Consider the following 12,983-nt stretch of genomic DNA (forward strand, 5'->3'; position numbering starts at 1 on the left):
AACCAGAAGCGCGGACCACCCAGCAGAGGCCAGAACCGTCGTGACCGCATTCCCTCCGATCATCAGCGCGACGCCGCCCGGCGGCGTTCCCGCCCGCAGCATCCATCCCGGCTCCGGCCGCCGCAAGACGCGCGACCAGCAGAAGGGCCGTCAGGTCGATCCCCTCAGCCTTGACGAGATACGGGCGCTTCTCGGCGACCGGTCCCGTCAGCCGGATCTGCTGATCGAGCATCTCCACCTGCTTCAGGACCATTACGGCTGCCTGCATGCCCGTCATCTCGCCGCCTTGGCGAAAGAGATGAAGCTGGCGCTGGTCGAAGTGTTCGAAGTGGCGTCCTTCTACGCCCATTTCGACATCGTGATGGACGGAGAGCCGGCTCCGCCGAAACTGACCATCCGTGTCTGCGACTCCCTGAGCTGCGCGCTGGCCGGGGCCGAGCAGTTGCACGAGGCGCTGAAGGCCGGTGTCGACGAGCGCGAGGTCCGCGTCGTGCGCGCACCCTGCATGGGCGGCTGCAACAATGCCCCCGTCGTGGCGATCGGTCATGCCCCGCACGAGAACGCGACGGTCGACAGCGTGCTCGATGCCGTGGCCCATGGCCATATCCACCCGGACATTCCCGACTATCTGGGCTTCGACGACTACATCCGCGGCGGCGGCTACAAGATGCTGGCCGAATGCCTGAACGGTGCGCGCGACGTCGATGCCGTGCTGAAGGGGCTGGAGGATTCCAGCATCCGCGGCCTGGGCGGCGCCGGTTTTCCCACCGGCCTGAAATGGCGCTATGTCCGCGCGGAGCCGGGACCGCGCATGATGGCGATCAACGGTGACGAGGGCGAGCCCGGCACCTTCAAGGACCGCTTCCATCTGGAGCGCGATCCGCACCGCTTCCTGGAAGGGATGCTGATCGGCGCCTGGACGGTCGAGGCGACGGACGTCTACATCTATCTGCGCGACGAATACCCGCAATGCCGGGAAATCCTGCTGCGCGAAATCCCGAAGGTCGAGGCCGCCGGTTTCGCCCGCCACACCCGCATCCATCTCCGTCGCGGTGCCGGCGCCTACATCTGCGGCGAGGAGTCGGCGATGCTGGAAAGCATCGAAGGCAAGCGCGGGCTGCCCCGGCACAAGCCGCCCTTCCCATCGGTGGTCGGCCTGTTCGGCCGCCCGACGCTGATCAACAACATCGAGACGGTGTTCTGGGTCCGCGAGATCCTGGAGAAGGGCGGTTCCTGGTTCGCCAGCCATGGCCTGAACGGCCGCAAGGGGCTGCGCACCTTCTCGGTCTCCGGCCGGGTCAAGGAACCGGGGGTAAAGCTGGCCCCGGCCGGCATCACCTTGCAGGAGCTGATCGACCAGTATTGCGGCGGCATGGCCGACGGCCACACGCTGAAGGGATACCTGCCCGGCGGTCCGTCGGGCGGCATCCTGCCGGCGTCGATGGCGAACATTCCGCTCGATTTCGGCACGCTGGAGGCGCACGGCTCCTTCATTGGTTCAGCCGCCGTCGTCGTGCTGTCCGACAAGGACAACATGCGAGACGTGGCGCTCAACCTGCTGAAATTCTTCGAGGATGAGAGCTGCGGCCAATGCACCCCTTGCCGGGTCGGCACCGAGAAGGCGGTGCGCCTGATCGGCGAACCGGAATGGGACGAGGAACTGCTGACGGCCCTCGCCACCGTCATGGGCGATGCCTCGATCTGTGGCCTGGGTCAGGCGGCGATGAATCCGATCAAGCTGGTGATGAAGCATTTCCGCGACGACTTCGTGTCGCGCCAGGGCAGGGCACAAGGTGCGGCCCAGGGCGCAACCGGATCGCAGGGGTAAGGAGACCGACATGTCCAACGGCATCACGTTCACCCTGGACGGCACCGAGGTCGAGGCACGCAACGGCGAGACGATCTGGCAGGTCGCGACCCGGCTCGGCACCGAGATCCCGCATCTCTGCCACCGGCCGGAACCGGGCTACCGCCCGGACGGCAACTGCCGCGCCTGCATGGTCGAGATCGAGGGGGAGCGCGTGCTCGCCGCCTCCTGCATCCGCAAGCCCAAGCCCGGCATGACCGTGCGCACCGCGTCGGAGCGGGCCAAGGCATCGCGCAAGCTGGTCTTCGAACTGCTGCTGGCCGACCAGCCGGAGCGGGAGACCGCGCATGATCCCAACTCCACCTTCTGGAACTGGGCCGACAAGGTCGAGATCGCCGGCAGCCGCTTTCCCGCCGTGGACCGGCCGACCAAGACCGACGACATGTCGCATCCGGCGATGGCAGTCCAGCTCGACGCCTGCATCCACTGCAACCTGTGCGTCCGCGCCTGCCGCGAGGTGCAGGTCAACGACGTCATCGGCATGGCGGCGCGCGGGCATCTGGAAAAGATCGTCTTCGATTTCGACGACCCGATGGGCCAGTCCACCTGCGTCGCCTGCGGCGAGTGTGTGCAGGCCTGCCCGACCGGTGCGCTGATGCCGGCGACCCTGGTGGACGAGAAGGGCGTCTACGCCAACGCACCAGACCGTGAAGTCAACTCCGTCTGCCCGTACTGCGGTGTCGGCTGCCAGCTGACCTACAAGATCAAAGACAACAAGATCGTCGCCGTCGACGGCAAGGACGGTCCGTCGAACCAGAACCGCCTGTGCGTCAAGGGCCGTTTCGGTTTCGATTACGCCCATCACGGCGACCGACTGACCGTGCCGCTGATCCGCAAGGAGGGCGTGTCGAAGTACGACGTCGACATCGACCCGATGAACCCCTTCACCCATTTCCGCGAAGCGAGCTGGGACGAGGCGCTGGCGGTGGCCGCCGGCGGCCTGCGCAAGATCCGCGACGAGCGTGGCGGCAACGCGCTGGCCGGTTTCGGATCGGCCAAGGGCTCGAACGAGGAGGCCTATCTGTTCCAGAAGCTGGTCCGCACCGGCTTCGGCACCAACAATGTCGATCATTGCACGCGGCTCTGTCATGCCTCGTCGGTCGCGGCGCTGATCGAGGGCGTCGGGTCGGGGGCAGTGTCGGCGCCCTTCATGGCGGCGGAGGATGCCGAGGTCATCGTCATCATCGGCGCCAACCCGACGGAGAACCACCCCGTCGCCGCCACCTTCTTCAAGAACGCGGCGGAGCGCGGCGCCAAGCTGATCGTCATGGACCCGCGCGGTCTCGCCATGGCGCGCCATGCCACGCACATGCTGCAGTTCACGCCGGGCCGCGACGTGTCGATGCTGAACGCCATCCTCCACACCATCATCGCGGAGGGGCTGTACGACCGCCAGTATGTCCAGGCCAATACCGAGGATTTCGAGGCGCTGGCCGAGACGGTGAAGGACTATCCGCCGGAGGAGATGGAGAAGGTTTGCGGCATCCCGGCCGCCACCCTGCGCACGGTGGCCCGACTGTTCGCACGGTCCAAGGCGTCGATCATCTTCTGGGGCATGGGCGTGTCGCAGCACATCCACGGCACAGACAACAGCCGCTGCCTGATCGCGCTGTCGCTGGTCACCGGGCAGATCGGCCGTCCCGGCACCGGCCTGCATCCGCTGCGCGGCCAGAACAACGTCCAGGGCGCGTCCGACGCCGGCCTGATCCCGATGTTCTACCCCGACTACAAGTCGGTCGAGGATCCGGAGGTCCAGTCCTTCTACGAAAATTATTGGGGGACCAAGCTGGACGGCAAGCGCGGCCTGACGGTGGTCGAGATCATGGACGCCATCCATGACGGCCGCATCAACGGTCTCTATATCGAGGGCGAGAATCCGGCGATGTCCGATCCGGACGTGACCCACGCCCGCGAGGCGCTGGCGATGCTCGACCATCTGGTTGTGCAGGACATCTTCCTGACCGAGACGGCCAAATACGCCGACGTGGTTCTGCCGGCATCGGCCTGGCCGGAGAAGGACGGCACCGTCATCAACACCAACCGTCAGGTTCAGATGGGCCGTGCGGCGGTGCCGCTGCCGGGCGAAGCGCGCCAGGATCTGTGGATCATCCAGGACATGGCGCGCGGGCTGGGCCTGAACTGGACCTATACCCACGTGTCGGAGGTGTTCGCCGAGATGGTCGGTGCGATGCCATCGCTCGCCAACATCAGCTGGGAGCGGGTCGAGCGCGAAGGCTCCGTCACCTATCCGGTCGACGGTCCGGACCAGCCCGGCCACGACATCGTCTTTGGCAACGGCTTCCCGACGAAGACGGGCCGCGGGCGTTTCGTGCCGGCGCGGCCGATCAACCCGGCGGAGACGCCCGACCTCGACTACCCGCTGGTGCTCACCACCGGTCGCCAGTTGGAGCATTGGCACACCGGGTCGATGACACGCCGGTCCAGCGTGCTGGATGCGGTGGAGCCGGAGGCGGTCGCCTATGTCTCCCCGCATGACCTCACCCGCGCCGGGATGAGGACCGGCGACTACATGCTGGTGTCGAGCCGTCGTGGCACGATCCGCCTGAAGGCGCGTATCGACGACCGCATGCCGGTGGGGCTGGTCTTCATCCCCTTCGCCTACGCGGAAGCGGCGGCGAATGTGCTGACCAACCCGCAGCTCGATCCTTTCGGCAAGATCCCGGAGTTCAAATACTGCGCGATCAAGATCGAGAAGGCGCAGATGGCCGAGGCGGCGGAGTAGAACGGGCCATGGCGGCGGCGACCCGCGATACCGCTTGCGGGTCGATGCTGGCGGTGCGCTCCCCGTCGCAGAGCGCCGCGGAAGCCGAGGTAATCGGGCGACAGGGCGGTCAGGGCCGGGATGTCTGCAACCCGCAGCGACCCGGCCAGCCCGGTCAGCAGGCGGTGTGCTTTCGTGCAGGATATGAAGGCACTCAACTGCGCGTCCTGCCAATGATGGCGCAGGCCGTGGCGCTTGCCCGCCGTGTCCAGCATCGCGCCGCGAAAGCCGGCGGCGGCGAGCCTGTCGATGGGCAGGCAGCAGGGATCGCTTGGCCACAGATCGGCGAACAGCACGGCGATCAGGGCCGTCCCCTCCGCCGCCAGCGGGGCGAGCGCGTCGATGCATTTCTCGGGCGCTCCCTCGGGCGGGAAGCCGATCTTGACGAAATCGACGCCGGTGGCGGCGACCCGGCGCACCGCCGGCACCAAGGCGTCGGGCCGCATTGGGTGGTCGCCGACGGTGGCGCTCAACTTCGGCCATCCCGGTAGATTTGCCAGAATCCCGCACCGCCGCGGCGATGTCCACGGCATCCCAGGCGCCGAGCGCCCCCGCACCAGGATCCTTCAGGTCCAGAATGTCCGGTGCCGCCGGCAGGATCAGGGCGATTTCCGCCGCATCGGCGACGCTGGCCAGCCATCCGGTCATGACTCCTCCTTCGCGCGGTGTGCGGCAAGATGGGCCATCACGGCTGCTCCCGTGCGCCGGTCAGCACCACGCCCACCCCGGCGGCCTGCGGCACGATCTCCAGCTTTTCCACCTGCACCCGGGCGAAGACCGCCTGCGGCGGCGACAGGCACAGTGCCAGCAGTTTCTCCGCCAGCACCTCCAGCAGTTGGATGTGCGGGCTTTGCGTGAAGGCTTCGACACCCTTGATCAGGTATTCGTAGGAGACGACTGCGTCGAGATCGTCGACGAAGGGCCGGTTCGGCACCTCCACCGTGACGGTCAGGCTGACCCGCACGCGCTGGGTCCGGGTCTTCTCATGGTCCCAGACGCCGATGCGGAAATCGCCGACGTAGTCGCGCAGCACCAGATCGTAGCGGCGCATGAGGGTCGCCGTGTGCGGCGGCGGCGGTCGCAAAACATTCATGATGCTGCTGTAGCCGCTTTGAGACTCGTCCGGCATTCCTCGGTCCTCCCCGCCGCCCGCTTACCGCTTTTGCGGCGCATACTCCGCCAGCCGATGATCGACCAGCCAGCCGACGCCGCGCGACCAAGCGGTCTCGGTGTCGCCGCGGATGTCGCCGCGCGCCGTTGTCACCGCTTGGCCGGTGCCGACGTCTTCGACGACCACGCCGATCCACAGGATCAGGCTGCTGACCTTGCGGACGATGCCGAAAACGACCAGATCGGCCCCGGCCGCCCGCGCGATGTCGCGCTCGCAGCCGTTGCAGGACCGGATCGCCGTTCCCGGCGGGACCAGTCCTGCGGTGGCCGCATCGCCGATCACGTCATACCCCTTGGCATCGAGGGCACGGCGCAATTCCGCGCTGACCCGCTTCAACCGCTCCGCATGCTCCGCGGACGGGGCTTCGCCGCTGCTGTCCTCCAGTTCGAGATCCAACACCAGCGTCCGTGCCGATGCCGGAAAGGTGACCATCGCACCGGCGATGATAGCGGCTGCGGCCCACCTCCCCACATGATCCATCGGGCTTCTCCTTTTGCGCAGCGGTTCCGATTGCGCCGGATCGTTGGCGGATCCATCATTCCTGCCATGCAACGATATTCCTCCGTCCTCGGACCCGCCTTCGCCGCGGCTCTGGCCATCGCCGTGGGCGCTGGATTGCCCGCTGCAGCCATTGCGCAGGACCCGAAGAACCCAGACTGGCCCTGCCAGCAAATCCTTGTTCCCAGCTTGTCCCCGGCTTCGGTCTGGGATGGCCCGTCGCTCGACGGCCTGATGGACGAGTGGCAACGAGACCCTGCGGTCGCCACCCTGGTCCGGCGCGCCGCCGACGACAGCGTCGATCCCGCGACGCTGAAAGCGCAGGCCGAGACGCTGGCGGGGCCGGTTAAGCAGGGCGCTGAACAGGAGCATGACCGCAGGCTCGCCCTGGTGTTCGCCGGAACCTTCCAGACGCTGGATCGTCAGCGCACCGCCGCCATCGCCTCCATCGAGCGGTACGCCCAGCACCAGCGGGCCTTGCGCGACCGCATCGCCGCCAGCCTGCGCGACCTCGACGCCGCATCGGGCGACGCGGCCCGCGCGAAGGAGATCAAGGACGCTATTGCCTGGGACCGCCGCATCCTCGACGATCGCCGCCGGTCGCAGACCGCGGTGTGCGAGCAGCCGGCACGGATCGAGCAGCGGCTCGGCCAGATCGCCCGGATGCTGACGGCGTTGCTGTCCTGAGCGGAGCACTCAATTTGCAACCTTAGATGCTGAGTTTGAGGATATAGGGTTCGGTTCCGGTTCGACCGTGACCAGTTCGTGTCCCGCCGCCGTCCAGCCTTCGGTCCCGGCCGGGAACCATTTGACCGCCTGATAGCCCAGGGCGACCGCGCGCTTGGCCGCATTCCAACTCATCCAGCAGTCGGGCTGGCAGAACACCACCAGCGGACGCTTGCGGTCACCTGCGGTCAGGGCCTCCAGGCCGGTGCGGAAATAGGCTTCCTGTTCGTCCGACGGCGCACCGTAGCCGACATTCGGCAGCCAATGGGCGCCGGGAAGGCTGCGATGCGGCGGCGGCACCCAACGGCTGTCCGCCGCCAGACCCGCCGGTTTCGGTGGCGTCGGGAGCACGTCGACCAGGACGGCGCCGGCCTTCGCCAGCCGTTCCACCTCCACCGCTCCCACCGTTTCGGCACCGCGCAGGCCGAGCGGGGTGGGGGAGCGGTAATCGGCCATCCGATAGCTGTCCGGCTCCGCCACCTCTGCCCGGATGGTTCCATCGGCATTGACCAGCGGGACATGGTATTCGGCGAGGATACGGTCGATGTCGCCCTGACGACGGACGATGAAATCGTTTAGCCAGTGCCGCCAGTCCGGTTCGTCCGGACGGATACCCATGGAGATCATGTATTGAAAGGGTGAAGCCCCCTGCTCGTCCATCAGCGGCACGATTGCCAGCGGCACCTGTTGCCGGGCGGCGAAATAGCCGGCAATCGGCCCCCAGACAATGGCGGCATCAGTGCGTGCCGCCGCCACGTCCTCCACCGCCTGCTGGGCCGGATGGTGGGCGCGCGTGTCGGTGTCGAGCTGGTAGGGCTCCATGTTGATCAACCCATGGCGCAGCATCACCGCCGAGGGCGGCGTGCGGGCGACAACGCCGATGCGTGCACCCTGCAGCGACGGATCGGCCAGATTCTTCGCCGTGATTCCGGAATCCTTCCGATAGATCAGCGCATAGGTCGACCGGTAATAGGGATTGGTGTTCTGCATCAGCTCTTCACCGACCGCGGTGCCCATCACCAGATCGCATTGACGGGTGCGCAGCGTGTTGCGGACGAAGCCGATGGTCTGCGGCCACCATGTAAAGGTGAGCGGCACTTTCAGATCGTCGGCGATCAGCTGGGCGATCCGGTTCTCGAAGCCTTCGCGACGATCGTTGGAGAAGGGAAGCAGGCTGGCGTCGGCGCAGACGCGCAGCACCTCGGTGGGGATGCCCTCTGTCGCACTGGCGGCGGTTTGGCCATTGGACGCAGCCGCCGCGCAGAGCGCGACGGCCAGATACAGGACACGCCTGGAAAAGGAGAGCCGGCGGGTCATGCCGGACTCACGACGGCGCCTTGAACCGCTCGGGCCGTCCGCGGCCGATCTTGTCGTCCGAACGCGCCTTCAGATAGCGGTAGATGTCGGCGAGGTTGAGCATCACGTTGGGGTCGGACCCGAAGGTCGGCATCACCTTGTCGCCGGTGGCGCCCATGTTCTTGCGGCCATTGGTCACCACGTCGGTGAATTGCCAATAGTCCATCCGCTTCAGTGAATCGGCCAGCGCCGGCGCGAAGGACGAACCGAGCCCATCCGGCCCGTGGCAGACATGGCAGGACGAGGCATAGCGCCGATAGCCGTTGTAGGTCCCTTGGTCCACCTTTCCGTCCCGCACCGCATAGAGCGGCACACCCTGGTCATCCACCAGTTCCTCCGGGTCGGCGACCTTCGCTTCCTGCGCTGCGTTCCCGCCGGTTGGAGCCTGGGTGGTTGGACTTTGCGTAGCCGGAGTTTGAGCGGTTTGCGTCTGGTTCGGCGGTGTTGGGCTCTGCTCCGGTTTCTGTGCTGCATCCTGCTGGCCGAATGCGGTGCCGAGGGTCACGGTTGCGGTGAACCCGACGGCGGCGCACAGCCCGATCAGGTATTTGGGCATCTTGCTTTCTCTCCCCACTGCCTTCATGCGTAGGCGCCATCAGCCTGGAAATTGTGCGTGCGCCGGCCCCCAGCCTTGGGAACCGGCGCACGCTTGTTCTTTACTGAGTGTCCGGCAAAGCGAAGACGGTCAGCGTGCCGCCCAACTGGGTGTATTCGCCCAGCGCCTTGTGTGCGCCGACCGCACCCAGCCCTTCCTGCTCGCCGGTCAGCCCGGCGGCCAGCCCGATGCCGGCCCAGCCGCCGACACCCGACAGCACGGCGATGTATTGCTTGCCCTTGTGCATGTAGGTGTTGACGTTGCCGATGATGCCGGACGAGGTCTTGAAGTTGTACAGGTCCTTGCCGTCCTTCAGGTCGAACGCCTTCAGATAGCCTTCCAGCGTCCCATAGAAACCGACGCCGCCCTTGGTCGACAGGGCACCGCTCCACACCGCGAAGCGTTCGGGCTTCGACCAGACGATCTTGCCGGCGGACGGATCCCAGGCGATGAAGTTGCCCATGCCGCCATGGGAATCGGGTGCCGGATACATGCTGAGCGTCGCGCCGACATAGGGCTGGCCGGCGGAATACTCCACCTTGAACGGCTCGTAATCCATGCAGATGTGATTGGTCGGCACATAGATCAGGCCGCTGTCGGGCGAGTAGCTGGCCGGCTGCTGGTCCTTGGAGCCCAGCGCCGCCGGGCAGACGCCGGTGGTGTTGTGATCCTCGCCCTGAGCGAAGGTGCTGTACTTGTCGTTCACCTTCGGCCGGCCGGTCTTCATGTCGATCTCGCTCGCCCAGTTGACGGACGGATCGTATTTCTGTGCGACCAGCAATTCGCCGTTGGTGCGGTCGATGGTATAGGCGAAGCCGTTGCGGTCGAAATTGATCAGCGCCTTGCGCTTGGTCCCGCCGACGGTGACGTCGGCCAGGATGTTCTCGTTGACGCCGTCATAGTCCCATTCGTCGAAGGGCGTCTTCTGGAACACCCATTTCGCCTGTCCGGTGTCGGCATCGCGGGCGAAGATGGTCATTGACCATTTGTTGTCGCTCTTGGCCCGGTCCTTGTCGACCGCGCGCTGCGCCGGGTTCCAGGTGCCCGGGTTGCCGGTGCCGTAATAGATCAGGTTCAGGTCGGGATCGTAGGTGTACCAGCCCCAGGTGGTGCCGCCGCCGATCTTCCACTGATCCGCCGGCCAGGTTTTGATGCCGAGGTCGGGCTCGCCGATCGGCTTGCCGAGCATCATCGTCTTCTGCGGGTCGATCATCACGTCCTTGTCGGGGCCGGTCGAATAGGCCCGCCACACCATCTTGCCGGAGTTGATGTCGTAAGCGGTCAGGTGGCCGCGCACGCCGAACTCGCCGCCGCTGATGCCGACATAGACCTTGTCCTTCACCACCAGCGGGGCGGCGGTCAGCGTCTCGCCCTTGCTGGCGTCGCCGTTCTTGGCCGACCACAGCACCTTGCCGGTTTCGGTGTCCAGCGCCACCAGGGTGTTGTCGGCCTGACCCAGGAACAGCTTGTTGCCGGCGACCGCAACACCGCGGGTGACGGTGTCGCAGCACATCACGGGGATGACGGACGAATCCTGTCTCGGCTCATACTTCCACTTGATGCGGCCGTTGTCGTTGAGATCGAGCGCATAGACGTTGTTGGGGAAGGGCGTCGAGATGTACATCGTGTCGCCCACCACGATGGGACCGCCTTCGTGGCCGCGAAGCACGCCGGTGGAGAACTGCCACACCGGGCGCAGGTTTTTCACGTTGTCGCGGGTGATCTGGTCGAGCGTGCTGTAACGCTGGCCGGCATAATTTCCGAGCTGCAATGCCCAGTTGGACGGGTCTTTCTGGTTCTTCAGAATGTCATCGTTGGCGAAAGCACCGGTGGGAATGGCGGCGGTGGCCGCCTGGATCGCGGCGGTGACGAGCAGACAGCGCACAAAGGGGTTCATGTGTTTCCTCCCGTTTTTTCGGCGGTCGTCCGTGGTCCCAGAAACTCGTGCGGCGGCAGGCGGCGGCTTCCGTGAAAGGCGATCTTCAGAGAGGGCGTTCTCCCTCGACGATGGACGCGTGACGTCGAACTGAGAGACGTCGGGCGGTTCGCTTACCGGCGCTCAGATTTCGAACTGTTTTGGCATCGCAGGCGTGCCGGTCCTAAATGCCGGGACACGACCGTTGGCGGGGTTCTAAACTGCCCCGCACTATGTTGGCGATACTGACAATCAGTTTGATCAAATAAAGATAGGCTGTGAAGATTATTTTCCGTCACCGTTCTAAAGTTTTCTAAAGAGGCGGAATAACGGGTAGGAAGGGGCTGAATAGGTAATCCGGAAGATCAGGAGTGCCGAAGCTGACGCTCCCGATCTCAGGCCTCTGCGGCGGGGCCACCCCGCCGTGCCCAGAAACCGCGCCCTGGATCGTAGGCAAGGACCGCTGCACCAAGGAACAATGCGAGACAGCCGGCTACCCACAGCAGGGCACCGACATCAACTCGGAGATACAGGCTGAAGCGGATCAGCTCCACCGCCTGGGTGAAGGGGTTCCAGGCGGCGATCTGGTAGAGTGCCGGGCTGCCTTCCCTGATCCGCCAGAGCGGATAGAGGGCGGAAGAGGCGAAGAACATCGGGAAGATCACGAAGTTCATCACCCCGGCAAAATTCTCCAGCTGCCGGACGAAGGACGACAGCAGCAGGCCGAGCGCACCCAGCATCAGCCCGCTGAGCAGCAGCGCCGGCAAGGCCGCGAGATAGCCCAGCGGCGGCGGTTCCACCCCCCACAGCCATGCGATGCCGAGAAACACATAGACCTGGGCAATCGACACCGCGACACCCGCCAGCAGCTTGGCGACCAGCAGGTACCAGCGTGGCAGGGGACTGACCAACAGCGTCCGCATGCTGCCCATCTCACGGTCATAGACCATCGACAGCGAGTTCTGCATGCCGTTGAACAGCTGGATCATCGCGACCAGCCCCGGCACCACATACTCGTCATAGAGGATGTATGTTTCATAAGGCGGGATGATCGACACGCCCAGCACGGCCCGGAAGCCGACGGCAAAGATCGCCAGCCAGACCAGCGGCCGGACCAGGGCGGCGAAGAAGCGCTCGCGCTGGTGCAGGAAACGCAGGCCTTCGCGCACGATGATGCTGCGCAGGCAGTACCAGTAGGTTGTGGCGCTCATGGCCGGCCCTCCCCTGTGGTCAGGGCGGCGAAAGCGGCGGGCAGGCCGGCGGTGGAGGTTTCGGTGCAGACCGCCCGCACCGTGCCGCAGGCGCGCAGCCGACCCTGGTGCAGCACGACGACGGAATCCTCGTCGGCCGCCTCGTCCATCAAATGGGTGGCCCACAGGACAGCCACGCCCTGTTCCCGGCACAGCGCGCGGACATGGGTCAGAATGTGGCGGCGCGAGTCCGCATCCAGACCGACCGTCGGTTCGTCGAGCAGCAGCAGGCTCGGCCGGTGCAGCAGCGCACGGGCGATCTCCACCCGCCTTCGCTGACCGCCGGACAGGGCGCGGACCTTGTCGTCGCCGCGGTCGGCAAGGCCGATGCGCGCCAGTTCCTCCCGCGCTCGGGCTTCGCAGTCGGAGGGCGACATTCCATGCAGGCCGCCGTGATAGCGCAGGTTCTGCCGGACGGTGAGATCGAGGTCGAGTGTCGGCTGCTGGAACACCACGCCGATCCGCTCCAGCGCACGGGTCGGCTGCCGCCGCAGGTCGAAGCCGAAGATGCGGATGGCGCCGGTCCGGTTGGAATAGAGCCGGGTGATCAGCGAGAACAGCGTGGTCTTTCCCGCCCCGTTCAGGCCCAGCAGCATGGTGAAGCCACCGGGCGCCACGGCGAAGGACACGCGGTCCAGCGCCATGCGCTTGCCGAAACTGTGGCTCAATTCCTCCACCGCCAGGGCGGGAGGGCCATGGATCGCAGGAATCGGCGGAGGCTCTGCAGGGATCGCGGCTTCGTACATCCTGTCTTCCCCGGGACACGCCCCTGTTCGATGCCGGAGTCGAATCCGGTGGGCGGCGGTCGCCATGCTTCGGAAGG

At 66.0% G+C, this 12,983-nt stretch carries 10 protein-coding genes and 2 pseudogenes; 3 read left to right on the forward strand and 9 right to left on the reverse strand.

What is annotated here, in order from left to right; all coding sequences use genetic code 11:
* The first annotated feature begins 40 nt into the window (after positions 1–40).
* Both ACWPN8_RS17670 and fdhF read left to right on the forward strand, forming a co-directional pair.
* Positions 41–1,828, forward strand: coding sequence for an NAD(P)H-dependent oxidoreductase subunit E (locus ACWPN8_RS17670; protein ID WP_492241649.1), 1,788 nt, complete (start codon positions 41–43; stop codon positions 1,826–1,828).
* A 10-nt stretch (positions 1,829–1,838) separates the two neighbouring features.
* On the forward strand, positions 1,839–4,610 hold the full coding sequence (fdhF, locus tag ACWPN8_RS17675) for a formate dehydrogenase subunit alpha (RefSeq protein WP_492241650.1): 2,772 nt from the start codon (positions 1,839–1,841) through the stop codon (positions 4,608–4,610).
* A gap of 104 nt (positions 4,611–4,714) precedes the next feature.
* Here the strand turns inward: fdhF and ACWPN8_RS17680 are convergent.
* From ACWPN8_RS17680 to ACWPN8_RS17695, 4 genes and pseudogenes are all read right to left on the reverse strand, one after another.
* Positions 4,715–5,182 (reverse strand): annotated as a pseudogene (locus ACWPN8_RS17680) ((5-formylfuran-3-yl)methyl phosphate synthase); the annotation flags it as partial.
* Positions 5,183–5,213: 31 nt separating this feature from the next.
* Positions 5,214–5,297: pseudogene (locus tag ACWPN8_RS17685) on the reverse strand ((5-formylfuran-3-yl)methyl phosphate synthase); the annotation flags it as partial.
* A 37-nt stretch (positions 5,298–5,334) separates the two neighbouring features.
* Positions 5,335–5,778, reverse strand: a complete 444-nt coding sequence (locus ACWPN8_RS17690; protein WP_492241651.1) for a dihydroneopterin aldolase — start codon at positions 5,776–5,778, stop codon at positions 5,335–5,337.
* A 24-nt stretch (positions 5,779–5,802) separates the two neighbouring features.
* A complete protein-coding gene (locus ACWPN8_RS17695) occupies positions 5,803–6,300 on the reverse strand; it encodes a DUF3280 domain-containing protein (RefSeq protein ID WP_492241652.1) in 498 nt (165 codons plus the stop codon).
* 207 nt (positions 6,301–6,507) lie between these two features.
* Between ACWPN8_RS17695 and ACWPN8_RS17700 the strand changes: the two genes are divergently transcribed.
* The gene (locus ACWPN8_RS17700; RefSeq protein WP_492241653.1) at positions 6,508–7,005 is read left to right on the forward strand and encodes a hypothetical protein; all 498 of its coding nucleotides are present in this window, start codon (positions 6,508–6,510) and stop codon (positions 7,003–7,005) included.
* A gap of 9 nt (positions 7,006–7,014) precedes the next feature.
* Here ACWPN8_RS17700 and ACWPN8_RS17705 read toward each other — a convergent pair whose 3' ends face one another.
* The 5 genes from ACWPN8_RS17705 to ACWPN8_RS17725 all read right to left on the reverse strand — a co-directional run bounded on the left by ACWPN8_RS17705 (position 7,015) and on the right by ACWPN8_RS17725 (position 12,906).
* Entirely contained in the window at positions 7,015–8,361 is a 1,347-nt protein-coding gene (locus ACWPN8_RS17705) for a quinoprotein dehydrogenase-associated putative ABC transporter substrate-binding protein (protein ID WP_492241654.1), read from the reverse strand.
* Between the two features lie 7 nt (positions 8,362–8,368).
* Positions 8,369–8,983, reverse strand: coding sequence for a c-type cytochrome (locus ACWPN8_RS17710; RefSeq protein ID WP_492241655.1), 615 nt, complete (start codon positions 8,981–8,983; stop codon positions 8,369–8,371).
* 73 nt (positions 8,984–9,056) lie between these two features.
* A complete protein-coding gene (locus ACWPN8_RS17715) occupies positions 9,057–10,892 on the reverse strand; it encodes a methanol/ethanol family PQQ-dependent dehydrogenase (RefSeq protein WP_492241656.1) in 1,836 nt (611 codons plus the stop codon).
* 413 nt (positions 10,893–11,305) lie between these two features.
* Positions 11,306–12,121: an ABC transporter permease gene (locus tag ACWPN8_RS17720; RefSeq protein WP_109450854.1), complete on the reverse strand. Its 816-nt coding sequence runs from the start codon at positions 12,119–12,121 to the stop codon at positions 11,306–11,308.
* Positions 12,118–12,906 carry an ABC transporter ATP-binding protein gene (locus ACWPN8_RS17725; RefSeq protein WP_109450853.1) on the reverse strand — a complete coding sequence of 263 codons (789 nt, stop codon included), beginning with the start codon at positions 12,904–12,906 and terminating at the stop codon, positions 12,118–12,120. The genes ACWPN8_RS17720 and ACWPN8_RS17725 overlap by 4 nt, the downstream gene beginning before the upstream one ends.
* Between the last annotated feature and the right edge of the window lie 77 nt (positions 12,907–12,983).

Source organism: Azospirillum sp. UENF 112521, from assembly GCF_058780665.1.